Raw genomic sequence first — 24,949 nt, 5'->3', positions numbered from 1 at the left:
ATACAAGCATGTCGACCAACGCACGACACCTCACGGGCATGCACAACGCGCTGCGGCGCCTTGCCCTTCCCACACTGCTGGCGATCGCCGGCCTTTGCACAGGTGCAAGCGCGCTCGCCGCGGGCGAACGGCCCGTGGCGCAGGGCACGCTCGCGGCACCCGCTGCGCCCGTGGCGGCGACGCCGGTTGTCGCCGCACCTGCGACACCCGCAGCACCGGCAGCGGCCGCCTTTGCCGTCGAGCCTGCCGCTCCCGCCACGCCGCCCGTGCTCGTCAACGGCCTCGTGCGCGTGCCCGACGGACGGCTGCTCGCACCCGACATCGCCCGCATCGTGACGCGCGGCGAGCTGGTGGTGGCCATGCTCAAGGTCGACACGCCCCCGTTCTTCTTCTTCGACGACAGCGGCCAGTGGACCGGTCTGGAGGTGGGCCTCGCCCAGTCGCTCGCCAAGGAGCTGGGCGTGAAGCTGCGCTTCAACCGCGAGGCCGGCACCTTCAACGCGGTGGTCGACCTGCTGGCCAACGGCCAGGCCGACCTGGCCATCAGCAAGCTGTCACGCACGCTGGCGCGCTCGCAGACCATCGCGTTCAGCGACGCGTACCTCACGCTGAGCCACTCGCTGATCCTCAACCGCGTGAAGTTCGCGCAGCTCTCGCGCGGACGGCCGCTGCCCGAGGTCATCCGCAACTTCGACGGCAGCATCGGCGTGATCGCCAAGTCGTCGTTCGCCGACTACGCGCGCACCAACTTCCCGCACGCCAAGGTGCAGGAGTTCCCGACCTGGAACGACGTGCTGGTGGCCCTGCACAAGGGCGACATCGTGAGCGCGTACCGCGACGAGTTCGAGGTCAAGCGCGTGCTCAAGGCCGACCCCACCGTCTCGCTCGTGCTGCGCACCGTGACGCTGAAGGATCTGGAGGACACGCTGGGCATCGGCGTGGCCGTGACCGACACCACGCTGCTGGCCTACGTCAACCAGTTCCTCGCGCAGCGCGCCGAGAAGCTCGATATCCAGAAGGTGCTGCAGGCACTCGACCGCTGAGCGGCACAGGACGCGCAAACATCATGAACACCTCCAAGCTCTACGCCTTCGTCCTCAACCCGTGGGTCGTCATCATCAGCCTCGGGGCCGGCGTGGCCTTCGGCATGCTCGCGCCCCCGCTCGCCACGCCGCTGGCCTTCGTGGGCGACATCTACGTCGACCTGCTGAAGATGATCACGCTGCCCTTCATGGTCTCGGCCGTGATCTTCAGCCTGCAGCGCCTGTTCCGCGACGGCGGCACGGCCAGCCTGCTGGGCCGGGTGGCGCTCGTGTTCCTCGCGTTCTCGGCCTTCGTGGCCATCGCGGGCGCGGCCACGCTGCTGATCCTGCGTCCCGGCGAGAACCTGCCCAGCAGCACCATGCAGACCTTCGGCCAGATCGTGGGCGGCGATCTCAGCGCCAGCGACACGGCCATGAACCTGCGCGGCGTGGACGAGGTCAAGAAGACCGCCAGCTTCGCCGACATGCTGGTGAGCCTGGTGCCCGCCAACATCTTCTCGGCGCTGGCCAACGGCGACACGCTGAAGACGCTCGTGTTCGCGCTGCTCTTCGGCCTGGCGGTGGGTCACGTGCCCACGCGCATCTCCGACGGCCTCACGCAGGCGCTGGAGACCGTGTACCACGCCTGCCAGACGCTGATGCGCTGGCTAAGCTTTCCGCTGCCGGTGGTGCTGTTCTGCATGAGCGCGGCGCAGCTGGGCAAGACGGGCATCGAACCGTTGAAGGCGATGGGCGCCTTCGTGGTCGCCTTCCTCGTCGTGTCGGCGCTGCTGCTGGCGGTGGCGGCGGTCATCATCTGGAAGCGCTCCAACGGCACGCTGGGGCAGACGCTCAACGCGCTGCGCGGCCCCTTCGCGCTGGCGCTGGCCACGCGCAGCAGCGCCACCTGCATGCCGATCATGATCGAGAGCCTGGTCACGCGCCTGGGCTTCGCGCGCTCGCGGGTGGAGCTGCTGGTGCCGCTCACGGTGTCGCTGCTGCGCATCGGGCCGGTCGTGTACTACGTGTGCGCCACGCTCTTCATCGCGCAGATCTACGGGCGTTCGCTCACGCCGGTGGAGATCGGCATCGTGCTCACCTCTTCCGTGCTCGCGGGCTTCGCCTCTGCAGGCATGACGGGGCTGGTGACGGTGTCGCTCATCGGCATGACCTGCACCTACCTGGGCCTGCCCTTCGAGGCGGCCTTCATCCTGTTCCTGGCGGTGGACCCGGTGTGCGACATGCTGCGCACGCTGGTGCTGGTCATCGGCAACACCGCCGCAGTGGCCGTGGTGTGCCCGCGTCCGCTGAAGATCTAGGGAGCGCGCCTTCATGTCACGCATAGGCGTTCTCGGCGGCATGGGTCCATCGGCGACGGTGGACTTCATGGACAAGATCATCCAGCTCACGCCGGCCACGCGCGACCAGGAACACCTGCCGGTGATCGTCGCGAACCTGCCGCACGTGCCGGACCGTTCCAGCGCCATCCTGGGCACCGGGCCCGACCCGCTCGATGCGCTGCTCGCGGGCATCGACGTGCTCAACGACGCCGGCGTCGGCGTGATCGCGATTCCCTGCAACTCGTCGCACCACTGGTATGCGCAGATCGCGGCGCACAGCCGCGCGCCGGTGATCCACATCGCGCAGTCGTGCGTGGCCGCCATCGCGACGGCATCGGACGACCGGCCGGTGCGGGTGGCGGTGCTCGCCACGCGCGGCGCGCTGGCCTCGGGCTTCTACCAGCAGGCGCTGCGCGAGCGCGGAATCGATTTCATCGTGCCCGATGCCGGCACCGGCCAAGACCACGTGGACGCCTGCATCCGCTCGGTGAAGGGCGGCGACATCGACGCCGGCGCTGCGGCGTTCGGGCTCGCGCTGCAGGCGCTGGCCGCCACGGGCGCCACCGCCGTCATCATGGGCTGCACCGAGCTGCCCATCGCTGCGAAGGCCGCGAAGGTCGCACGGGCCACCGGTCACACGCCGCTGACGCTGGTCGACAGCTCGCTGGAACTGGCGCGCGCGACGGTCGCCTTCGCGCTCGACAAGGGATGGAACAGGCCGGCATGGCTTTCCTGACGCGCATGTCCCACAGCCTGCTCGCCCTGCTCCTGTGCATGGCGGCAGGCGCCGTCGCGGGCGTGTATGCGCCCGCGCTGGGCGACGTGGCGTACACGGCGGCGCAGGTCTACCTGGCGATCGTGAGCATGGCAGCCATTCCGCTGCTGGTGGTGGCGACCTTCTTCGGCCTGCGCCAGACCATGGGCCTGCCCTTTCCCGGAAGGCGCATTGCGATGATCGCTGGCCTCGCGCTGCTGCTGGTGGTGAGCTGCGCCGCCACCGGGCTGGCGCTGGGCTGGGTGAACGCGCCGGGCGCGCACCTGGACGCCGAAGCGCGCGAGCACCTCGGCGAACTGGTGCAGCGGGCCGGCGACGGCGGCGACATCGAGATGCGACTGCACGACAACGGCATGCAGGCCACGCCCATCGAACGCCCGCGCGCCACCGTGGTGCCCGACAACTTCTTCCGCGTGCTGGCCGAGGGCCGCTCGCTGGGCATCCTCTCTTGCGCACTGCTGTTCGGCCTGGCTTTCGCGGCGCTGGCGCGCACGCAGCACGCGGCGCTCAACCACATGTTCGAGGGCATCTACCGCACGCTCGAACTCATCATCGCGCGCGCCAACATCCTGCTGCCGGTGGTGGCCTTCGGCATGTCGGCGCACGTGCTGTCGCAGACCGATGCACTGACCATCCGCGCCATGAGCGGCTTCCTGCTGCACTTCGTCGTGCTGGTGGCACTGCTGGGCGCGCTGGCCATCGCGGTGATTCACCGACGCGGCAACCAGCCGCTGGCCGAGGTGCTGCAGCACCTGAAGACGCCGATGCTGGTGAGCCTGATGTCGTCGAGCACTACGGCCAGCATTCCGCACACCATCGAGACGATGAGCGCGCGCCTGGGCTTCAGCCGCGGCATCGTGGAACTGGTGGTGCCCACCGCCTCGGTGTTCCTGCGCGCGGGCTCGGCGCTCTACTACGTGCTGGCGGCGCTCTTCGTCGCCAACCTCTACGACCGCACGCTCAGCGCGGCCGACATCGGGATGATCGGCACGGGCGCGACCATCGCGGCCTTCGCCTCTGCCGGCAACAGCAGCCTCACCAACGTGGGCTACGCGGGCATCGTGCTGTCGATGCTGCAGCTGCCCATCGAGGCGGCGCTGGCGCTCTTCCTGGCCATCGACCTGATCTGCGAGGGCCCGCGCAACCTGCTGACGCTGCTGGCTACCTGCGCGCTGATTTCGATGGTGTCGGCCGGCTTGCCCTCTGAGCGCGTGGCGGCGCCGGCTGCCGAGATCAAGCCCGCCCAGCCGCTGCGCTTCGTGTTCGCACGCGGGCACGTCGCACTGCTCGCGGGCTGCAGCGTGCTGGCCTCCGTGCTGATCCTGCTGATGGGCATCGCGGTGGGCGTGCGGCAGGCGCAGTCGGCGGTCACGTACGCATCCCCCGCCGCGGCGAACACAGGAATTTCGCGATGAACCGGACGAAGAAGCTTCTCATCAAGCGGATGGCCGCGCTGCTGCTCATCGTGCAGCTGGCCGCATGCGGCAGCCTCTTTCCCAAGGGCACGCGCGTGAGCTGGAACGAGCTCACGCTGTCGGCCGCGCCCGGCGCCAACCAGAACAGCCCCGTGGCCGTCGACGTGGTGATGGTGCTCGACGACGCCATGCTCGCGCGCGTGACCGAGCTCACGGCCGCCAAGTGGTTCGGCGCGCGCGCCGACCTGCAGAAGACCTTTCCGCAGAGCCTGTCGTACCTCTCGTGGGAGCTGGTGCCGGGCCAGACGATCCGCGTGCCCGCCAGCGCCATCGGCTCGCCGCGCGTTTCGGCGGTGCTGGTCTTCGCGAACTACACCACGCCCGGTGCGAACCGCATCCGGGTGGAAGACCTCAAGGGCTCGATCGTGGCCCGCTTCGATGCACAGAGCTTCGACGTGTCGGCCGCGTCGCGCTGAACAACACGGATTCCTTCAAGTGAACCAACAACTCCAATCCAGCCGCGCGGGAGCACGCCATGTCTGACCTGCACCGCGCCGCCCCCGTCACCGACCGCGTCGAGTGGCATGAAGGCATGCTGCTGTCGCCGCAGCACTTCCAGCAGTTCTCCTCGCGCATGGACACCCTCGTGGCCTGGCAGACGCTGGCCGCCGCGCCCTTCGCCTGGGGCGTGCGCCGCCTGGTGTTCGACCAGGGCCTGCTGCCCGCCGGCCTGCTGCGCGTGCTGGCGCTCGAAGCCATCCTGCCCGACGGCACCGCGGTGCAGTTTTCGGCTGCCGAGGCCGCGCACGGCGCGCTGGAGCTTTCCCTCGCGCCCTACGCGGAGCGGTTGGCCAACGAGCCGCTGGACATCTACCTCACGCTGCCGGTCACCACGCCCAACCGGCATCGCGCCGCGACCGTGCGCTTCCGCTCGGTGGCCGGCGCGCCGGTGGAAGACGCGGTGTCCGACGCCGAGCCCGCGAACATCCCGCGCATGCTGCCGCGCCTCGCGCTCAGCGCCGGCGCGGTGCCGCCCGGCACGCACGTGCATCTGCGGCTGGGCCAGGTCTTCAAGGACAACGAGGTGGTGAAGCTCGGCGACGCGCAGCCGCCGCTGCTGGAAGTGGCGCGCGACAACCCGCTGTGGACCGCCGCGTCCGCCCTGCTCGGCCAGCTGCGCGGCAAGGCAGCCTTCGTCGCCAAGCAGACGGCCGTGCCTTCCTCGCGCATCGACGACCGCCTCGCGCACCTGGAGCTGAAGGACCGGCTGCGCAGCCTGCTGTCGGGCCTGCCGCATGCGGAGGCGGTGATGCGCACGCCGCACCTGCATCCGCTTCCGATGTACTGGTCCCTTTGTGCGCTGCTGGCCTCGCTGAGCCTGCTGCGCCCGGGCGGCGTGCCGCCTGTGCCGATGGACTACGACCACGCCGACCCCTCGCGCGTGTTCCAGCCGCTGCTGCTGGCGCTGCGCGACGCGGTGTCGGAGGTGAGCCAGGAGTATCGCGAGCACAAGTTCGATTTCCGCCAGGGCGCCTTCGAGACCACGCTGCAGCCGCAGTGGGTGGCCGGCGCGCGCATCGTGGTGGGCCTGCGCGGACAGTCCGACAAGGACCTGCTGGCCTGGATGGACAGCGCCATCGTCGGTTCGCAGTCGGCCTATCCCTCGCTGCGCGAGCGCCGCGTGCTGGGCGCGGTGCGCCGTTCCATCGAGTCGGCCGACGAGCTCGGCCTGCGCCCGGGCTCTGGCTACCTGCTCTACGCGATCCAGACCAGCGCCGCGCTGACCGTTCCCGGCGAGCTGCTGGTGATCGCCAACGCCAACGAAGGCGCCACCGCCCAGCCGCCACAGGAAATCGTCCTGTTCATCAAGGACTGAAGCCATGGCACGCAACCTACCCGAGCTGGCCGTCGACGACCACATCACGCGGCAGTTCCGCGCCTTCTACGACGAGATCGTGAAGGCACGCGACCGCACCGCCGAATCGCGCGAGAGCGACATCGACATGGTGGCGCAGACGCTGGCGCGCCACCTGGAGAACCTGCTGGAGCTGCAGTCGCTCGAATCGCGCCGCGAGAGCACGCGCTTCGAGCTCGAGAACGTGGCCGACGCGCGCTACCTCAAGGCCGCGCTGGCCGACGAGATCCTGCTGCACACGCCGTGGATCGGACGCGAGCGCTGGACGGCGCACCTGCTGGAGTCGTCGCTCTTTCGCACCAACATCGCGGGCGACCTGGTGTTCAGCCGCATCGAGGAACTGCTGTCAGGCCGCGAACCGTCGAAGCGCGACATCGCGCGGCTGTATCTCTTCGCGCTGGCGCTGGGCTTCCAGGGCAAGTACCGCGGCGCGGGCGAGGAAGCCCGCCTGCTGGGCTACCGCGAGGAGCTCTTTCAGTTCGTCTACCAGCGGCCGGCCGATTTCTCGGGCCGCGACCGCGTGGTATCGGAGCGCGCCTACGCGAGCACGCTTTCGCACATCGCGCCGCGCAAGCTGCCCACGCTGAGCCGCTGGACGGTGCTGTTCATGCTGGGCGTCGCCACGCTGCTGGCGGTGTCGGAGCTGCTGTGGCTGTGGCAGTCGTGGCCCGTGCGGCAGGTGCTGCAGCCGGGAGCGGTCGACGCATCGGGGGCCTACCAGCGATGAACGACCTGCGCCACCCAAGGAGCATCAGGAGGTCGTCGACATGCTGACTGACCAGCTCTTCCTCGTTTCCATCGCGGTGCTGACGCTGGTGGTGCTGCTCGTGCTCGGCATGGTGCTGTACTTCGCGGCACGCCGTTCGCACGCCAAGCCATCGAGCGATCCGAAGGTCGCGCGCATCCGCTTCGACTCGCTGCGCAGCTCGTTCCGCCAGGCGGTGGAGCTGATCGAGGGCAACATCGCCTCGCGCGCCGACCGCTACGGCATTCCGTGGATCATGCTGCTCAACGAGGGCGACGACCACCGGCAGCTGCCGATCGAGCAGTCGGGCGTGGCGAGCGCACTCAGCACCGAATCGGCCTCGGCCGCGGCCACGCAGGGCATCTCGTGGCACTTCTTCGACCGCGGTGTGGTCATCGACATCCAGGGCGCCTACCTCGGCTCGCCCGACGACGACGATGCCTCCGAGAAGCCGTGGGACGAGTTCCTGGGCATGTGCCGGTCGTACCGGCCGCAGCGGCCCTTCGACTCGGTGGTCATCACCATTCCGGCCGCGCTGCTGCTCGACGACAGTACCGACGGCCGGCTCGAGCTCTCCAAGCGCGCCAAGCTCGCGCACCGGCGCCTGTGGCTGGCGCAGAACCGCTTCGCTATGCGCTTCGCGGTGTACGTGCTTGTCACCGGCGCGGAGCACCTGGAGGGCTTCAGCGCCTTCGCGAGCGCCCTGCCCGAGCCGCTGCGCGCGAGCATGCTGGGCTGGTCCTCGCCCTACGACCTGTCGACCACCTACCAGCCCGCGTGGGTCGACGAGGCGGTGGGCACGGTGGTGCGCTCGGTGTCCGACGTATCGGCCGAGCTCTTCGCCACCGGCACTGAGCCGCAGGGTGCCGGCGCGCAACTGCTGCTGCCTTCGCGCATCGAGGCGCTGCGCGGCCAGCTGCAGCTGTACGTCGACGAACTGATGCGCCCGAGCGCGTACCACGAGCCCTTCTTCTTCCGCGGCATCTACCTCACGGGCGACAGCGGCGAATCGGCGCAGACCGTCGCGGCCATCGACTCGGAGCACGACGCCTACGGCCGGAAGGACCTGGAGCCCATCGGCGGCGACCTGATCGCGCAGCTGATGCGCCAGCCGGCCTTCCTGCGCGACCTGTTCGAGAAGAAGATCTTCCTGGAGTACGGCCTCACGCGGCCCTCGCGCACGCAGACGCTCACGCGGCCCGTGCTGCATCGCGCGCTGCGCTGGGCGGCGGTGCTCTTCCTGGGCGGCTGGGGCATCGGGCTTCTGGTGGCGACCTGGCAGCTGAACAGGCACAACGCGACGCTGGTTTCCGCGCTCTCGCAGCTGCAGCATGACGCGCAGTACCGCATGCGCGCGCTGCAGCGCGGCGAGACCATTCCCACCGCCTGGTACCGCAACAAGGCGCTGTCCTTGCTGGCCATGAACGAGCGGCTGCGCACTGACGGCACGTACTCCTTCTTCATGCCCGGCTCCTGGCAGCCCTTCGACGACCTGAACGAGCGCGTGATAGAGCGCATCGAGCGCGAGTTCGGCGACATCGCAGTGAGCACGCTGCGGCGCGAGCTGATGGCGCGCGTGAGCCAGCTCAGCGGCGTGGAGCAGGACGAGGCCACCGGCGAATTCATCACCGGCGCGAGCTGCGGACTCCCGCCGAGCTTCAAGACCATTGGCGACGCGCCACGCAAGAACGGCCTGCTGGTGGAAGACCAGCCGGAGTTCGGCGCGCTGCAGCGCTACCTGGGCTCGGTCGAGCAGCTCGATGCCGCACTGCAGGCGGTGGAGCGGCTGCGCCAGCCGGCCACCGGCAATGCGGAAGACCTTCGCGTGGCCGTGCGCTACGCGCTGGGCGCGGAGCTGCCGGCGGACCTGAGCCGCAACCTGCGCTACTTCAGGCAGGCGGCAGAGGGCAACGCGCTGGCCATTCCGCTCGCTCCCGTGCAGTCGGCGCTGCGCTGCGCGCTCGACAAGGGCACGGCACAGCTGGATGCACGGCTCTTCGTCAACAACGAGCTGCTGGTGTCGGAGCAATCGCTGGCACGGCTGCTGCCATCGCTGGCGAGCACCGGCACCTTCACGCGCACGACGGCCAGCTACCGGGAGGTGATCGCGGCCATCAAGGACCAGGAAGACCTGGTCGCCTCGGGCAAGGGCGGCTGGATGCGCCAGCCGGTGCTGGTGCTGGGCGCCTCTTACGACCGCACGATCGCGCGCATCGAGCAGAACCGGCTGCTGGGGCTGGAACCTGCGGACGCGGTGCGCTCGCGGGCGCAGGACGCCTTCCAGAAGTTCCGCGCCGAGTTCAACCTGCGCTTCGGCGGCGCGCAGCCGGGCCTGGTTTGGCAGGACAAGGACGGCCGCTTCGCGCTGGCGCCCGAGCGCATCGCGCTGCGCGACGCGCTCACCGCCCTGCTGGCGCAGCCTTTCATGGCCGCCGCGCGCGACCGCGAACTGCCGGGCGCCGGCATGCGCGGCCTCGCCGCGTGGGACCTGCCGCGGCTCGACCAGGCGCTGGCCGTTGGCGACATCCGCAAGCGCTACATGAGCGAGGGCATGCAGGCATTTCCGGCGGCGCTGCGCCCGGGCATCGAGGCCGCGCTGAACGCGCACTTCGCGCAACTGGTGGTCGACCAGGTCGCCGAAGCCGCGAACGGCATGGGCGACGGCGGCCGTGTCACCGACACGCAGGCATCGGCCTACGAAGCCTCGCGCCAGCGCCTCGCCAAGCTCCAGGCGCTGCTCTACGAGCTGGGGGCCGGCTCGCGCGCCGAAGACCTGCGCGCGATGGTCTCGCGCGACGCGCTGCTGCGCCTGGAGGCCGTCGACGACGCCTTCAACCAATCGGAGCTGTACGCCATGCGCGGACGCGACTTCCAGGCCTGGCGCGGCGAGCGCGGGCCGATGCTGGTGGCCTTCGGCGTCTCCGACGCGGGCTCGCTCGCGGCCTACCTGGGCCAGCAGTTCAATCGCACGGAGGCGCTGGGCAAGCTGGCCGACAGCTACATCTCGGCGCTCGACGGCGCGGGAGCGGGCTCGGTGCTCGCGCAGCGCTGGCAGGCCATCAACCGCGACCTGGAGCGCTACCGGCTGAAGAACCCGAACAGCAGCCTGCTGCTGCTCGAACAGTTCCTGGGCACGACCGGCGCCGAGATCGATCGCGAGTCCTGCGGCGCGAAGCTGGCCGGCAAGGCACCGGCCACGCGCATCGGCGACTACTTCGCCGACCGGCACCAGCAGATCTACAGCGCACTGCTCGCGCGCTGCCAGGAGCTGCAGTTCGGCGACCAGCAGGAGCTGTGGACGCAGTTCTCCACCCGTTTCAACCGCTCGCTGGCCGGCCGCCACCCCTTCGGCCCGGCCACCGGCCGCGCCTTCGAGCTGGCGGATCCGGCGGACGTGAACGACCTGGCCCGCGCCTTCGACCCGCTGGCGCGCGCGCTGAAGGAGAACCGCGCGATCGACGCGGGCGGCATGCGCGGCCCCGGCATGCAGGGCGCGGGCGCGCGCCGCTTCGCCGAACAGTTCGCCCGCGCGCGCGACTTCCTGCTGCCGCTCTTCCCCACAGAGGACGGCGCCGCGCCGGGCTATGACCTGAGCGTGGACTTCCGCGCGAACACCATGGGCGAAATCGAAGGCAACAAGATCATCGACTGGTCCTTCGAGGTCGGCGACCAGGTGCTCCGGCTGCGCGACGCGCCGCGCACGCTGCGCTGGGAATACGGCATGCCGGTGGCGCTGGTGCTGCGCATCGCGAAGGACTCGCCGCTGATGGCGCGCGCCGACCCGCAGCAGCATGCGCTGATCACCGACGGCCAGACCGTGAGCTTCCGCTTCGCCGACCCGTGGGCGCTGTTCACGCTGGCCCAGCGCCAGCGCGAAGGCGACCCGGCGCAGCGGCCCGACGGCCGCTCGCAACTGCTGAAGTTCGAGTTTCCGCTGGTGGCCCAGTCGGCCGGCGACGCCGCCCAGGCGCCAGACGGGGGACGCGCGCGCGTGTTCCTGCGTATCGCCGCCAGCCCCGCCGGAAAGAAGAACGCCCTGATCTGGCCCACCGCGTTTCCCGCGCGCGCTCCCGAATGGAACATGCCCTGATGGCCGCCCTGATGTCTCCCTTGAACGCCGATATCGACGAAGCCACCGGCGGCTTCGCGCCCGACCTCGCGGCCTTTCTCTCGCCGCTGGAGGGCCCCGAAGGCCCGGCCGGCCCGCCGCTGCGCTACGACCCGGTGTGCGCCCGCATTCGCGAAGCGCGCACCGAGGAAGACGCCAGCCTGCCGATGGGCGAATGGACTCGTCCGCTGAAGAAGGCCGACTGGCGTACCGCCGAAATGCTGTGCACCGAGGTGCTGCAGCGCCGCAGCAAGGACCTGCAGATGGCCGCCTGGCTCACCGAGGCCTGGGTGCACCGCCATGCGGTCGACGGGATGGCCGCCGGGGCGCGGCTGCTCGAAGGCCTGGCGCGCGAGTTCTGGGAAGACGTGCATCCGCGCATCGGCGACGACGGCGACGCCGACATGCGCACCGCCACCTTCGTGTGGGTCAACGACACCATCGCGCAGGCGCTGCTGATGCGCGTGCCGCTGCTCGAATGGCCGGATTTCTCGCCGCCCTTCATCACGCTGGGTGACTGGCAGCGCGCGCTGAGCAGCGAGTACGGCACGGGCGCGGCCGGCGTCGCGGGCAACGCCAAGGGGAAGGCGAAGGAAGTGGCCGAGGAGCCGAGCGCGCAGACGGTGTCGCGCCAGGACATCCTCGAGCGCGCCGCGCGCGACCTGCATGCGCTCGCCGCGCTCGACGACCGGGTCGCTGCGGCCGCCGATGCATGGCGCAGCCTGGAAGCCCTGCTCGACGAGCGGCTGGGCGTGGACGCGCCCAGTCTGTCGAAGCTGACGGAGATGCTCGCGCGCATGCGGCAGGCGCTGCGCAGCCTGCTGCAGGGGCGCGATCCGCGCGACGAAGAGAAACCAGTCACTCCGGCTCCGACCGGATGGGTGCCGGATGCCGAACCGCTGCCCACCGCAACCCCGATGGACGACAACGACATGAGCGACGCTCCTCCTGCCTCCTTTCCTCCCCCTCCCTCCGAGGCGCTCCCGCAGGTGCTGGCGGGCGGCCGCATCGGCAGCCGCGCCGAGGCCTATCGGCTGCTCGAGCTGGCCGCCGCCTACCTGATGCGCGAGGAGCCGCACAGCCCGACGCCCTACCTCGTGAACCGCGCCGTGGCATGGGGACGCATGCCGCTGCCGCAGCTGATGCAGGAAGTGCTGCGCGAGGACGGGGACCTGAACCGCTACTTCTCGATGATCGGCGTCAGGCCGGACCTCTAGGGTGAATCCGTTTTCTTGAATACGTCACGTCGTCAACCTCATGGCAACCTCCACTCCCCTGTTCAATGCGCTCGCGAGCGCCAAATTCACGCACAAGTACGAAGTCGTCTGGGCCGAGTTGCCCGGCGGCGAGTTCAACACCAAGACCAAGGCCTGGCTCAAGCAGCTCGGCAAGATCATCGGCGGCCCCTCCAGCAAGGAGCGCAAGGCGCTCGCGCAGGAGTTCCTGCAGTTCCTCTACGTCTACAAGCAGATGCTGGAGAAGCTCACGCAAGGCACTCACTCGCCGGAACCCGCGCTGGTGCTGCAGAAGATGAACGACTTCAACGCCGAGTACAAGCGGCAGTTCGGCGGCCTGCTGGACATGCCCATCCTGCGGCTGCCCAGCGAGCTCGCCTCGGTCGCGGACAAGATGGCGGTGAACGCGGTGCGCCGCGACCTCATCGTGCGCAAGAAGCAGCTGCTCAAGTTCTGGATGGACGGCCTGCGCAACGGCTCCGAGTACATGGAGGACGTCTCGCTCCCGCTGCAGTACATGGGCAACAACGAGCCCGCCAAGGTGCGCCTTTTCCTCGACGTGCTGTGCAAGGACCTCACCAAGATCAGGTTCGCCGATCCGCGCCCGTGGCTGCAGACCAGCGGCAAGATCGAGACCGGCCTCATGCGCGGCGGTGAGAACGGCAAGTTCGGCAAGGTGACCTGGACCAACGAGGAATTCAAGAAAGCGGTGAAGGCCGAGGCCTCCGTGGGCTACGGCGTGCGCGCCACGGGCGAGTGCGTGATCGAGATCACCGGGCTGCGCGCCGAGTTCAAGGCCGATGCGTTCGCCGGCGCCTCCGCGTCCGTGGAGGCCGAAGCGAGCTACGAGCGCGGCAAGGGCGTGACGGCCAAGGCGAGCGTCGAGGCGATGGTGGGCGTGAAGATCAAGCTCGACGCGAAGATCGACGTGGCCGACATCTTCCTGATCGAGGCCAGCGCCGAGGCCTTCGCGGGCGCCATGGCAAAGGCCGAGGTCGAGTTCAACGCCACGGTCGACGGCGTGAAGTTCAAGGTCGGGGCCGAGGCCTTCGCCGGCGCGCGCGTGAAGGGCGAGGCCTCGCTCTCGGTGCGCATGTGCGGCTACGACATCGTCAAGGGCACGGCCAAGGGCTCGCTGTCGGCGGGCGTGGGCGCGTCCTTCTCGCTGGAGTTCGAGTCGTCCGCGTTCGGCGGCTCCAAGCTCGGCATCGAGGCCGACGTGACGCTCGGCGTGGGTGCCGGCGGCGGCGGCGAGTTCACCGTCTACCAGGACAACATCGGCCGGGCCTTCAACTCGCTCTTCTACAGCGCCTATCTCACGCTGCTGGGACAGTCGAAGGAACGCGACACCTGGCGCACCTACTTCCGCGACCTGGAAGACAACCAGATCCTCTTCGAGCGGGCCGACAAGATCATCGACGAGGCGCTGACCGGCTGCTACATCGAGTACCAGACCAACTTCACGCAGCTGCAGGCCTGGAAGCAGATGGAGGCGCTGTCGTGCTTCAAGGCGAACAAGCCGATTGCGGATGTGATTGCGCTCTAGGACGAAGGCAGCCGGCCACCGGCACCGGCGCGCGCCCAGGTCAGACCGCCCCGTGCGCCTCCACATAAAGCGCATACAGCGAATGGCTGCTCGCCATGTAGAGCCGGTTGCGCTTCGGCCCGCCGAACTCCAGGTTCGCGCAGCGCTCGGGCAGGCGGATGAAGCCGATGGGCTTGCCCTGCGGGTTGAAGACCTTCACGCCATCCATTTCCTCCGACTTGCCGGTGGGCAGGTAGGCCTTCATGCCGCCGCCGACGTCGGTGGGCTCCGAAGCGATGGCGCCGGAGTGACCCCAGCCGCACCAGAGGTTGCCGTCGCGGTCGACGCGGAAGCCGTCGAGCGAGCCGGGGCCGTCGGCGTCGATGAGCTTGGTCTTGTTGGAGACGCTCGTGCCGTCCGGTGACACGTCGTAGCTCCAGATGCTGCGGTTGGGCGTTCCCTTCCACTCGACCACGTAGAGCTTCTTCTCGTCGGGCGAGAAGGCGATGCCGTTCGGATTGACGAGATCGGTGATCACCGCCGTGAGCTTGCCGTCGGTGGCGATGCGATACACGTTGGTCGTGGCCTGCTCCGGCGCGGCCCTGCTTCCCTCCCATTCGCCGTTGATGCCGAAGATGGGGTCGGTGAACCAGACGGTGTCGTCCGATTTCACGACGACGTCGTTCGGCGCGTTGAGGCGCTTGCCCTGGTAGCTGTCGGCCAGCACGGTCATGCGGCCGTCCTTCTCGGTGCGCACCACGCGCCGCGTCACCGAGTGCTCGCAGGTGACGAGGCGGCCCTGGCGGTCGCGGGTGTTGCCGTTGGCGTAGTTGACGCCGGTCTTGTGCACGCCGAACTTGCCGGTCTTCTCGTCGTACTTCATGAGCCGGTTGTTGGGAATGTCGCTCAGCAGCAGATAGCCGTGCTCGGGAAAGTACACCGGCCCCTCGGCCCAGCGCATGCCGGAGCCCAGCTGCTCCAGTGTGCTGCTGTAGAGCCTGTACTTGGTGAAGCTCGGGTCGAGGATCAGCACCGCCGGGTCGGGATAGCGCTGGCTGGGCTTGAAGTCGAAGGCCTGGGCGCCTGCGAGCGTGCCGAAGGCTGCGGTGCCGACACCCGCGGCTGTGCCCACGGCTGTCTTGAGGAATCGGCGGCGGTCGTCGTTCGTCTTGTTCTGCATCGGTTGTCTCCTTGGATTCTTGTCGGTTGCTCCTGGCCGTTGTTCCTGGCCGTTGTTCCTGGCCGTTGTTCCTGATCGTTCAGTCGGCGACGGCACCGGACTTCTTCACCAGCTCGGCCCAGCGCGGGATCTCCCTGGCCATGTGGTCGCGCAGTTCTTCGGGCGTGCTGCCCACGAGTTCCATCGCGAGCTGGCCCGAGAGCTTGGCCTGCACGTCGGGCTGGTGCAGGGCCTTCACGATCTCGGCGTTGAGGCGCTGCACGATGGGCTTGGGCGTGCCCTTGGGGGCATATACCGCTTGCCACGACGACATCTCGAAGCCGGGAATACCCGATTCGATCATGGTCGGCAGGTCGGGCACCAGCGCGATGCGCTTCGCGGTGGTCACTGCCAGCAGCTTGAGCTTTCCGCTCTTGACCAGCGGCAGCGCAGCGGTCACCTGGTCGAACATGAAAGGCACCTGCCCCGCGGCCACGTCGGTCAGCGCCGGAGGCGTGCCCTTGTACGGCACGTGGGTGAGCTTCACGCCGACGAGGTCGGCGAACATCTCGCCGGCCAGGTGCGTCGAGGTGCCGGCGCCCGAGGAAGCGAAGGTGCGCTTGCTCTCGTCCTTCTTCAGCAGCGCCACGAGCTCGGCCACGGAGTTCACGCCGAGCTGGCTGTTGACGATGAGCACGTTGGGCAGTCGCGCAACCAGCGAGACGGGCTCGAAGTCCTTCATCGGGTCGTAGGCCAGCTTCTTGTAGAGGCTGGCATTGATGGCGTGCGTGCTGATGGTTCCGCCGAAGAGCGTGTAGCCGTCGGGCGGCGCCTTCGCCACGTAGGCGGCACCGATGCCGCCGGCCTGGCCGGGCTTGTTGTCGACCACCACCGACTGCTTGAGGCTCTCGCCCAGCTTCTGGGCCAGCGTGCGGCCCACGATGTCGGTGGAGCCGCCGGGTGTGAACGGCACCACGTACACGATGGGCTTGGCGGCGGGCCAATCGGTTGCCTGGGCCGATGCGGCCAGAGGAACGAGCGCAGCCGAAAGCAGCGCCGCAGGGAGGAACGCCGCAGCGAGGCGGATGGAACGCATGTCTTGTCTCCTTTGTGTTCTGTGATCGGCGGGCCGGCTCAGCGGCCCCTGGCCTGGCGCCATGCCGCGAAGTCGGTGCGGCTCTGTTCGTCGGTGGGCGGATAGAGGCCCAGGATGGAGCGGCCTTCGAGCACCTTCTCCTGCACGAAGTCCTCGAAGGCGGTCATCTCGGTGGCCTCGGCGGCGATCTCGTCGGCCATGTGGGCCGGGATGACGACGACGCCTTCCGCGTCGCCCACCATCACGTCGCCGGGGAATACCGGTGCATCGCCGCAGCCGATGGGCACATTGATGTCGATGGCCTGGTGCAGCGTGAGGTTGGTAGGTGCGCTGGGGCGCTGGTGGTAGGCGGGAAAGCCGAGCTTCGCAATGTCGGGACTGTCGCGGAAGCCGCCGTCGGTGACCACGCCGGCCACGCCGCGCTTCATGAGCCGCGTGACGAGGATGCCGCCGGCCGATGCGGCGCGCGCATCTTTGCGGCTGTCGATGACGAGCACCGCACCCTCGGGGCACTGCTCCACGGCCTTGCGCTGCGGATGGTCGCGGTCGAGGAAGACGCCGATCGGGTTCAGGTCTTCGCGCGCCGGCATGTAGCGCAGCGTGAAAGCCTCGCCGACCATGTTGGGCAGGCCGGCATCGAGCGGGCGCACGTCCTGGATGAACTGGTGGCGCAGGCCGCGCTTGAACAGGGCCGTGCACAGGGTGGCGGTGCTCACCTTCATGAGCTGCTCGCGGGTGGCGGGATTCACGTGGGGTCTCCGTTGTCTGGAAGTGGGTGGAATCGGATGGCGGTCAGAAGATGTCCGGCTCGGGCACCGGCTTGCCGAAGCTGGTTTCGAGGAAGTCGAAGTCGCAGCCCTCGTCGGCCTGGCGGATGTGGCGGCCGAACATCCAGCCGTAGCCGCGTTCGTAGCGCGGCGGCGGCGGAGTCCACGCGGCCTTGCGGCGCGCGAGCTCCTCGTCGTCGATCTCCAGGTGGATGCGGCGCGCGGGCACATCCACCGTGATGCGGTCGCCGGTTTGCACGAGCGCGAGCGGCCCGCCGACAGCGGCCTCTGGCGAGCAATGCAGCAGGCAGCCGCCGTAGCTGGTGCCGCTCATGCGTGCGTCGGACAGGCGCAGCATGTCCTTCACGCCCTGCTTCAGCAGCTTGGTGGGGATGGGCAGCATGCCCCACTCGGGCATGCCGGCGCCACGCGGACCGGCATTGCGCAGCACCAGGATGTCGTCGCCGGTCACGTCGAGTTCCGGGTCTTCCACGGCCTTCTTGAGCGACGGGTAGTCGTCGAAGACCAGCGCACGGCCCGTGTGCTTCAGCAGATGCGGCGCGCAGGCGCTGGGCTTGATGACCACGCCGTCGGGCGCAAGGTTGCCGCGCAGCACGGCCAGCGCGCCTTCGGCGTAGATGGGGTTGGTCAGCGGCCGGATCACGTCGTCGTCGTACACCTCGGCGCCTTCGATGTTCTCTCCGATGCTGCGGCCGTTGACGGTGAGCGCCTCCGTGCGCAGGTGGCCGCGGATGCGCTCCAGCATCGCCGGCAGCCCACCCGCGTAGAAGAAGTCTTCCATCAGGTAGGCATCGCCGCTGGGCCGGATGTTGGCGATGACGGGCACGCGGCGGCTGAAGGCGTCGAAGTCCTCGAGGCTCACGGCGTGACCGGCGCGGCGCGACATCGCGATCAGGTGGATGACGGCGTTGGTGCTGCAGCCCATGGCCATCGCGCAGGCGATGCCGTTCTCGAAGTTGGCGCGCGTGAGCATCTTCGCGGGCGTAAGGTCTTCCCACACCATATCGACGATGCGGCGGCCGCAGTCGGCGCTCATGCGGATGTGGTTGGCATCCGCCGCGGGAATGCTCGACGCGCCGGGCAGTGTCAGTCCCACAGCCTCGGCGATGCCCATCATGGTGGCGGCCGTGCCCATGGTCATGCAGGTGCCGTGGCTGCGGGCGATGCCGGCCTCCATCTCGGCCCATGCCTGTTCGCCCAGGCGGCCGGCGCGGCGCTCGTCCCAGTACTTGAAGGCGTCGGAGCCGGAGCCCAGCACCTTGCCCTTCCAGTTGCCGCGCAGCATGGGGCCGGCCGGCAGGTAGATGAAGGGAATGCCCATGCTGAGCGCGCCCATCGTGAGGCCGGGCGTGGTCTTGTCGCAGCCGCCCATCAGCACGGCGCCGTCGATGGGGTGGCTGCGCAGCAGCTCTTCCGTCTCCATCGCGAGGAAGTTGCGATAGAGCATGGTGGTGGGCTTGACCATGCTCTCGGAAAGCGAGATCGCCGGCAGCTCGAGCGGAAAGCCGCCCGCCTGCAGCACGCCGCGCTTGACGTCTTCCACGCGCTGTTTGAAATGCGAGTGGCACTGGTTGGCGTCGCTCCAGGTGTTGACGATGGCGATGACGGGCTTGCCCATCCAGTCGGCGTAGCTGTAGCCCATCTGCAGCACGCGCGAGCGATGGCCGAAGGAGCGGAAGTCGTCGGGCGCGAACCAGCGGGCGCTGCGAAGGGATTCGTAGGGGCGTTTCGTCAAGGGGTTGTCTCCATGGCCGCTGCGTGGAAAGTGCGGCCTCGCCAGGCCTTGCCGGCGTCTTTCGTCGAATTAAAACACTAGTATATTAGTGCGTCAATGACACAATCGCCGGCGATGAGCGCCTCCCCGAAGATCCGACTTGACCGCACCCGCCTCGCCGCGCCACAGGTGCTTGAGAACCTGCGCGAAGCCATCCTCGCGCTCGAACTCGTTCCCGGCACCGTGCTGCAGCGGCAGGAGCTGGCCGACCGCTTCGGCGTGAGCCAGACCCCCGTGCGCGAGGCACTGCTGAGGCTCAACGAGGAAGGCCTGGTGGACGTGTTCCCGCAGCACGCGACGCTGGTGAGCCGCATCGACATCGCGGCCGCACGCGAGGCGCACTTCCTGCGGCGCTCCATCGAGCTGGAGCTGGTGCACCAGCTGGCCCTCGACGAAACACCGGGCCTGGTTGAGCAGCTCAAGGGCGTCATCGCCCAGCAGGCCGCGCTCGCGAACTCGCAGCGCTATGGCGACTTCGTCAACGCGGACCGCGCGTTCCACCGGCTGATGTACGAGGCCGGCGGCGTGCTGGGCCTGTGGGATCTGGTGGGCCGCGTCTCTGGCCACGTCGACCGCCTTCGCCGCCTGCACCTGCCGACCGCCGGCAAGACCGAGGCGATCCTGCGCGACCACCGCGCCATCGTGCGCGCCATCGAGGCGAAGGACCCGGACGCAGCCCAGGCCGCGTTGCGCAAGCACCTGTCGGGAACGCTCAGCGCCGTCAACGAGATCTGCAAGCAGTATCCCGACTACGTGATTCCCTGAAAGGGCTGCGCCGCCCCCTACTTCACCCCAGCGCGTCGTTCACCTGCTCCCTGAACTCGCTCAGGCTCACCGCCGCGCCGATCTCCCTCGGCAGCGCATCGCGCACCGAGAACACGCCGAGCACCTTCGCGCCCGACACCAACGGCAGATGCCGGAAGCCGCGCTCGAGCATCAGCACCACCGCGTCGGACACCAGCGTCTCGGGCGGCACGCAGATCGGGTTGGGCGTCATCACCTCGCGCACCGGCGTCGCGTCGGGATCGAGTCCCTTGGCGAGCACGCGGGTCATGAGGTCGCGCTCGGTCAATATGCCCAGCAGCGTGTCGGGCAGTTCCATGACGAGCACGCTGCCGCAGTTGGCGCGCGTCATCGCGCAGGCTGCGTCGCGCACGCTGGCCTGCGGTGCCAGGCTGAGCACGTGCGTGCGCGAAATCGATTGGAAAACGGTGCGCTCGGACATGATGCGCCCTCCGTGAGTCGAACCCTGAATGGTGCCGCCGCCGTTGCTCAGCGCAAGGAGGCGTTGAGCCGCTCCAGCGCCTGGGCGCCGGGGCACAGCTGTTCCGGCCCCAGTGCGTTGAGCGGCCGGTCGCAGGTGTTGAGTGCCGTATGAAGGTCGGTGGCCAGCGGGTCGACGTACAGCAGCCCCGTGACCACCTCGCCCATCTCCTGGTGCCGCTGCATGTAGGCCATGGCGGCGAAGCGGTCGCCCGGGTCGTAGTCGGGGTGCAGGCTGCGCAGGCGCAGCAGCGTGCCGTCGTGCTGGCGCACGTCCATCACTTCGCCGGGCTCCATGTCCACGGCGATCTCCTCCCGCCCGCTGATGAAGTCGATGCGGCTGACCGCCTCGTTGTGCTCGCGGATGTAGTCGTAGCTCTTGGTGCTGCCCGGATGGTTGTTGAAGGCCACGCAGGGGCTGATGACGTCGATGAAGGCGGAACCGCCATGGCTGATCGCGCCCTTGATGAGCGGCACCAGCTGCGCCTTGTTGCCCGAGAAGCCCCGGCCCACGTAGCTCGCGCCGAGCTGCAGCGCCATGGCCACCAGGTCCACCGGGCTGTCGGTGTTGACCACGCCCTTCTTGCTCTTGGAGCCCTGGTCGGCCGTGGCCGAGAACTGGCCCTTGGTGAGGCCGTAGACGCCGTTGTTCTCCACGATGTAGGCCATGCGCACGCCGCGCCGCATGGCGTGCGCGAACTGGCCCAGGCCGATGGAGGCCGAGTCGCCGTCACCCGAGACGCCCAGGTACAGCAGGTCGCGGTTGGCGAGGTTGGCGCCGGTCAGCACGCTCGGCATGCGGCCGTGCACGGTGTTGAAGCCGTGCGATGCGCCGAGGAAGTAGTCCGGCGTCTTCGAGCTGCAGCCGATGCCCGAGAGCTTGGCGACGCGATGCGGCTCGATGTCGAGTTCCCAGCAGGCCTCGATGATCGAGGCCGAGATGGAGTCGTGCCCGCAGCCCGCGCACAGCGTGGAGATCTTTCCTTCGTAGTCACGCCGCGTGTAGCCGACCTTGTTGGTGGCCAGCGTCGGATGCCGGAGCTTCGGCTTGGCGAGGTAGGTCATGCGGGCTCCTTCGCGCCGGTGATGGCGGCACCTTGCGCGTTCGCCTTGCCGACGTGCGCCTCTATCGCCTGCACGATGAAGCGCGCGGTGATGGGCGTGCCGTCGAAGTGCAGCACGCGCACCAGCTTGGCGGGATCGGCATCCAGTTCGTTGACCAGCAGGCTGCGCATCTGCGCGTCGCGGTTCTGCTCGACCACGAACACGCGCTCATGCTCGGCCAGGAACTGCACCACGCTCTCGGGCAACGGAAAGGCCCGCAGCCGCATGGCGTCGAGATGGATGCCGTGCTCTTCCAGCTCCTGCAGCGCCTCGTGCATCGACGGGCTGGTGGAGCCGAAATAGATCACGCCCAGGTCGGTCTTCCGTGCAGCGGGCCGCAGCACGGGCTGCGGCACCAGCGTGGCCGCGGTCGCGAACTTCTTCAGCAGCCGCTCCATGTTGTAGATGTAGTCCGGCCCGCGCTCCGAGTAGCGCGCATAGGCATCGCGCGTGGTGCCGCGCGTGAAGTAGCTTCCCTTGGTGGGATGCGTGCCGGGCAGCGTGCGCCACGGGATGCCGTCGCCGTCCACGTCCTTGTAGCGGCCGAAGTCGCGGCCCGCCTCCAGCTCCTCGGCGGTCATGACCTTGCCGCGGTCGTACACCTTGCTGTCGTCCCACTCGAAGGGCTTGCACAGGCGCTGGTTCATGCCGATGTCGAGGTCGGTCATCACGAACACCGGCGTCTGCAGCCGGTCGGCCAGGTCCAGCGCCGCTGCCGCGTGCTCGAAGCACTCGTGCGGGTCTTCAGGGAACAGCAGCACGTGCTTGGTGTCGCCGTGCGATGCATAGGCGCAGCAAAGAATGTCGGCCTGCTGCGTGCGCGTGGGCATGCCGGTCGAAGGGCCGCCGCGCTGCACGTTGATGAGCGTGACCGGAATCTCCGCGAAGTAAGCCAGCCCGATGAACTCCGTCATCAGCGAGATGCCCGGCCCCGAGGTCGCGGTGAAGGCCCGCGCGCCGTTCCATCCGGCGCCGACCACCACGCCGATCGATGCGAGTTCGTCCTCCGCCTGCACGATGGCAAAGCGGTGCTGGCCGGTGGACTGATCGACGCGGAACTTGGTGCAGTACTTCTGGAAGGCCTCGGCCACCGACGACGACGGCGTGATCGGATACCACGCCGCCACGGTCGCGCCGCCGTACACGCAGCCCAGCGCCGCCGCGCTGTTGCCGTCCACGAAGATCCTGTCGCCCACACGGTCGGCGCGCCGCACCTTCAGGCCCACGGGCTCGCGCAGGTTCTCGCGCGCGAAATCGCAGCCCAGGTGCAGTGCCTGCACGTTGGAGGCGAGCAGCTTCTCCTTGCCCTTGTACTGCTCGGAGAACAGCTTCTCGACCACCTCGGGCTCGATGCCCAGCAGGATGGCCAGCGCGCCTACGTAGACGATGTTCTTGAACAGCTGCCGCTGGCGCGGGTCTTGATAAACCGCGTTGCAGATCTCGGTGAGCGGCATGCCGATCACGCGGATGTCGTCGCGGAACTTCGAGGGCGGCAGCGGACGCGTGCTGTCGTAGAACAGGTAGCCGCCGGGCTCCAGCTCGGCGATGTCGGCGTCCCAGGTCTGTGGGTTCATCGCCACCATCATGTCGGTGCCGCCGCGCCGGCCGAGGTGGCCCTCTTCGGTCACGCGCACCTCGTACCAGGTCGGCAGGCCCTGGATGTTGCTGGGAAAGATGTTGCGCGGGCTCACCGGCACGCCCATGCGCAGGATGGCCTTGGCGAACAGCTCGTTGGCCGATGCGGAGCCCGAGCCGTTGACGTTGGCGAACTTGATGACGAAGTCGTTGACCGCCTCGATCTGCTTCATGCGGCCTCCTTCCGGACTTGCGGTTCCGTGGCCTTCTCCTGGCCCGCGAGCGTCATCTTCAGCAGGAACTTCTGCATGTCCCACGCGCCGGTCGGGCAGCGCTCGGCGCACAGGCCGCAGTGCAGGCAGACGTCTTCGTCCTTCACCATCACGCGGCCCGTCTTCAATCCGCCGGACACGTACAGGTCCTGCGCCAGGTTCAGCGCGGGCGCCTTCAGCCGCGGGCGCAGGCTCTCTTCATCGGCGTTTTCGACGAAGTTGATGCAGTCCATCGGGCAGATGTCCACGCACGCATCGCATTCGATGCAGGCGGGCTCGTTGAACACCGTCTGCACGTCGCAGTTGAGGCAGCGCGCGGCCTCCTTGAAGGCGGTGGCGGCGTCGAAGCCCAGCTCCACTTCCACGCGGATGCTCGCCAGCGCCGCCTCGGCCTTGGCCCAGGGCACCTTGTAGCGCAGGTCGTTGGAGGTGTCGTTGTCGTAGCTCCACTCGTGGATGCCCATCTTCTGCGACACCAGGTTGGTCATCGGCGGTGGACGGACCTCGATCGGCTCCGAGCGCAGCAGCTTGTCGATGGACACCGCGGCCTCGTGGCCGTGGGCCACCGCGGTGATGATGTTCTTCGGCCCGAAGGCCGCATCGCCGCCAAAGAACACGTTGGGCACCGTCGACTGGAAGGTGGTCGCATCCAGCAGGGGCAGTCCCCACTTGTCGAAGTCGATGCCGCAGTCGCGCTCGATCCACGGGAACGAATTCTCCTGGCCCACCGCCACCAGCACCTCGTCGCATTCGAAGTACGCCTCGGGCTCGCCCGTGGGCTCCAGCGTGCGGCGGCCCTTGTCGTCGTACACCGCCTTGACGATCTCGAAGCGCATGCCCACGAGCTTGCCGTCGTCGTGCACGAAGGCCTTGGGCACGTGGAAGTTGATGATCGGGATGCCCTCGTGCGCGGCGTCTTCCTTCTCCCAGGGCGAGGCCTTCATCTCGTCGAAGCCGCTGCGCACGATCACCTTCACGTCGCTGCCGCCCAGGCGCCGGGCCGAGCGGCAGCAGTCCATGGCCGTGTTGCCGCCGCCCAGCACGATCACGCGCCGGCCGATGCTGCTCACGTGGCCGAAAGAGACGGAGCTCAGCCAGTCGATGCCGATGTGGATGCTGGCCGCGGCTTCCTTGCGGCCCGGAATGTCGAGGTCGCGTCCGCGCGGCGCGCCGCAGCCGACGAAGATCGCGTCCCAGCCCTGGCCCATCAGCGCCTTCATCGAATCGATGCGCTCGCCGCCGCGGAACTCCGCGCCCAGGTCGAGCACGTAGCCCGTCTCCTCGTCGATGATCGATTCGGGCAGGCGGAAGCGCGGTATCTGCGTGCGGATGAAGCCGCCGGGCTTGGCCTCGCCGTCGAACACCGTGACCTCGTAGCCCAGCGGCGCCAGGTCGCGTGCCACGGTGAGCGAGGCCGGCCCCGCGCCGATGCAGGCCACGCGCTTGCCGTTCTTCGGCACGGGCTTGGGCATGCGTGCGCGCACGTCCTCCTTCATGTCCGCGGCCACACGCTTGAGCCTGCAGATGGCCACCGGCTCCGGCGCCTCTGTATTGCTTTCTTCCACACGCCCGCGCCGGCAGGCCGGCTCGCAGGGCCTGTCGCAGGTGCGCCCCAGGATGCCGGGGAAGACGTTGGAAACCCAGTTGACCATGTACGCATCGCCGTATCGGCGCTGCGCGATCATGCGTATGTATTCGGGGACGGGAGTGTGCGCCGGGCAGGCGTACTGGCAATCGACGACCTTGTGAAAGTAGGCCGGGTTGGCAATGTTCGTTCGCTGCAACACGTGTCTCCTGGCTGTCGCCCGGAACCCCGCAGGGGCCGACGAGTGGCTTGT

At 68.7% G+C, this 24,949-nt stretch carries 19 protein-coding genes; 11 read left to right on the top strand and 8 right to left on the bottom strand.

All coding sequences use genetic code 11. From position 1 onward, the window contains the following. Nucleotides 1–8 precede the first annotated feature (8 nt). The 10 genes from FHT32_RS11425 to FHT32_RS11380 are packed head-to-tail and all read left to right on the top strand — an operon-like array spanning nucleotide 9 to nucleotide 14,101. Nucleotides 9–1,043, top strand: a complete 1,035-nt coding sequence (locus FHT32_RS11425; protein ID WP_176664737.1) for an ABC transporter substrate-binding protein — start codon at nucleotides 9–11, stop codon at nucleotides 1,041–1,043. Nucleotides 1,044–1,066: 23 nt separating this feature from the next. Further along, nucleotides 1,067–2,341 carry a dicarboxylate/amino acid:cation symporter gene (locus tag FHT32_RS11420; RefSeq protein WP_176664736.1) on the top strand — a complete coding sequence of 425 codons (1,275 nt, stop codon included), beginning with the start codon at nucleotides 1,067–1,069 and terminating at the stop codon, nucleotides 2,339–2,341. Between the two features lie 13 nt (nucleotides 2,342–2,354). Next, on the top strand, nucleotides 2,355–3,098 hold the full coding sequence (locus FHT32_RS11415; protein ID WP_176664735.1) for an aspartate/glutamate racemase family protein: 744 nt from the start codon (nucleotides 2,355–2,357) through the stop codon (nucleotides 3,096–3,098). Further along, nucleotides 3,086–4,552: a dicarboxylate/amino acid:cation symporter gene (locus FHT32_RS11410; RefSeq protein ID WP_176664734.1), complete on the top strand. Its 1,467-nt coding sequence runs from the start codon at nucleotides 3,086–3,088 to the stop codon at nucleotides 4,550–4,552. The genes FHT32_RS11415 and FHT32_RS11410 overlap by 13 nt, the downstream gene beginning before the upstream one ends. Further along, complete coding sequence (locus tag FHT32_RS11405; RefSeq protein WP_176664733.1) at nucleotides 4,549–5,028, top strand: hypothetical protein; 480 nt, start codon at nucleotides 4,549–4,551, stop codon at nucleotides 5,026–5,028. Before FHT32_RS11410 ends, FHT32_RS11405 begins: the two co-directional genes overlap by 4 nt. A gap of 59 nt (nucleotides 5,029–5,087) precedes the next feature. Continuing rightward, nucleotides 5,088–6,428 (top strand): type VI secretion system baseplate subunit TssK, encoded by a 1,341-nt coding sequence (gene tssK, locus FHT32_RS11400; RefSeq protein WP_176664732.1) that lies wholly within the window; start codon nucleotides 5,088–5,090, stop codon nucleotides 6,426–6,428. 4 nt (nucleotides 6,429–6,432) lie between these two features. Then, a complete protein-coding gene (locus FHT32_RS11395; RefSeq protein ID WP_176664731.1) occupies nucleotides 6,433–7,194 on the top strand; it encodes a DotU family type IV/VI secretion system protein in 762 nt (253 codons plus the stop codon). 40 nt (nucleotides 7,195–7,234) lie between these two features. Continuing rightward, nucleotides 7,235–11,302 (top strand): type VI secretion system protein, encoded by a 4,068-nt coding sequence (locus FHT32_RS11390; RefSeq protein WP_176664730.1) that lies wholly within the window; start codon nucleotides 7,235–7,237, stop codon nucleotides 11,300–11,302. A gap of 11 nt (nucleotides 11,303–11,313) precedes the next feature. Continuing rightward, nucleotides 11,314–12,537: a type VI secretion system protein TssA gene (tssA, locus tag FHT32_RS11385; RefSeq protein ID WP_176664729.1), complete on the top strand. Its 1,224-nt coding sequence runs from the start codon at nucleotides 11,314–11,316 to the stop codon at nucleotides 12,535–12,537. A 40-nt stretch (nucleotides 12,538–12,577) separates the two neighbouring features. Further along, nucleotides 12,578–14,101: a hypothetical protein gene (locus FHT32_RS11380; RefSeq protein ID WP_176664728.1), complete on the top strand. Its 1,524-nt coding sequence runs from the start codon at nucleotides 12,578–12,580 to the stop codon at nucleotides 14,099–14,101. Nucleotides 14,102–14,141: 40 nt separating this feature from the next. Here FHT32_RS11380 and FHT32_RS11375 read toward each other — a convergent pair whose 3' ends face one another. The 4 genes from FHT32_RS11375 to araD form a co-directional block, all read right to left on the bottom strand. Continuing rightward, nucleotides 14,142–15,260 carry an SMP-30/gluconolactonase/LRE family protein gene (locus FHT32_RS11375; protein WP_176664727.1) on the bottom strand — a complete coding sequence of 373 codons (1,119 nt, stop codon included), beginning with the start codon at nucleotides 15,258–15,260 and terminating at the stop codon, nucleotides 14,142–14,144. Between the two features lie 79 nt (nucleotides 15,261–15,339). Continuing rightward, the gene (locus FHT32_RS11370) at nucleotides 15,340–16,335 is read right to left on the bottom strand and encodes a tripartite tricarboxylate transporter substrate binding protein (RefSeq protein WP_176664726.1); all 996 of its coding nucleotides are present in this window, start codon (nucleotides 16,333–16,335) and stop codon (nucleotides 15,340–15,342) included. Nucleotides 16,336–16,373: 38 nt separating this feature from the next. Continuing rightward, entirely contained in the window at nucleotides 16,374–17,084 is a 711-nt protein-coding gene (locus FHT32_RS11365; RefSeq protein WP_176664725.1) for a ribonuclease activity regulator RraA, read from the bottom strand. Nucleotides 17,085–17,127: 43 nt separating this feature from the next. Next, nucleotides 17,128–18,858, bottom strand: coding sequence for an L-arabinonate dehydratase (gene araD, locus FHT32_RS11360; RefSeq protein WP_176664724.1), 1,731 nt, complete (start codon nucleotides 18,856–18,858; stop codon nucleotides 17,128–17,130). A 114-nt stretch (nucleotides 18,859–18,972) separates the two neighbouring features. On the opposite strand from araD, the gene FHT32_RS11355 reads away from it, so the two are divergent. After that, nucleotides 18,973–19,662, top strand: a complete 690-nt coding sequence (locus FHT32_RS11355; protein ID WP_176664723.1) for a GntR family transcriptional regulator — start codon at nucleotides 18,973–18,975, stop codon at nucleotides 19,660–19,662. Between the two features lie 22 nt (nucleotides 19,663–19,684). Here the strand turns inward: FHT32_RS11355 and FHT32_RS11350 are convergent, their stop codons facing one another. Genes FHT32_RS11350 through FHT32_RS11335 form a run of 4 tightly spaced genes read right to left on the bottom strand, consistent with a single transcriptional unit; the run spans nucleotide 19,685 to nucleotide 24,895 of the window. Then, the gene (locus tag FHT32_RS11350; RefSeq protein WP_176664722.1) at nucleotides 19,685–20,122 is read right to left on the bottom strand and encodes a CBS domain-containing protein; all 438 of its coding nucleotides are present in this window, start codon (nucleotides 20,120–20,122) and stop codon (nucleotides 19,685–19,687) included. A gap of 47 nt (nucleotides 20,123–20,169) precedes the next feature. Then, a complete protein-coding gene (locus FHT32_RS11345) occupies nucleotides 20,170–21,225 on the bottom strand; it encodes a 2-oxoacid:ferredoxin oxidoreductase subunit beta (protein WP_176664721.1) in 1,056 nt (351 codons plus the stop codon). Beyond that, nucleotides 21,222–23,072, bottom strand: coding sequence for a 2-oxoacid:acceptor oxidoreductase subunit alpha (locus FHT32_RS11340; protein WP_176664720.1), 1,851 nt, complete (start codon nucleotides 23,070–23,072; stop codon nucleotides 21,222–21,224). Before FHT32_RS11340 ends, FHT32_RS11345 begins: the two co-directional genes overlap by 4 nt. After that, entirely contained in the window at nucleotides 23,069–24,895 is a 1,827-nt protein-coding gene (locus FHT32_RS11335) for an FAD-dependent oxidoreductase (protein ID WP_176664719.1), read from the bottom strand. Before FHT32_RS11335 ends, FHT32_RS11340 begins: the two co-directional genes overlap by 4 nt. Nucleotides 24,896–24,949 lie beyond the last annotated feature (54 nt).

Source organism: Variovorax sp. SG517 (assembly GCF_013376045.1).
GTDB lineage: Bacteria > Pseudomonadota > Gammaproteobacteria > Burkholderiales > Burkholderiaceae_C > Variovorax.
Note: the sequence above shows the minus strand (reverse complement) of the source record. Positions and strands in the feature narration are given on the sequence as shown.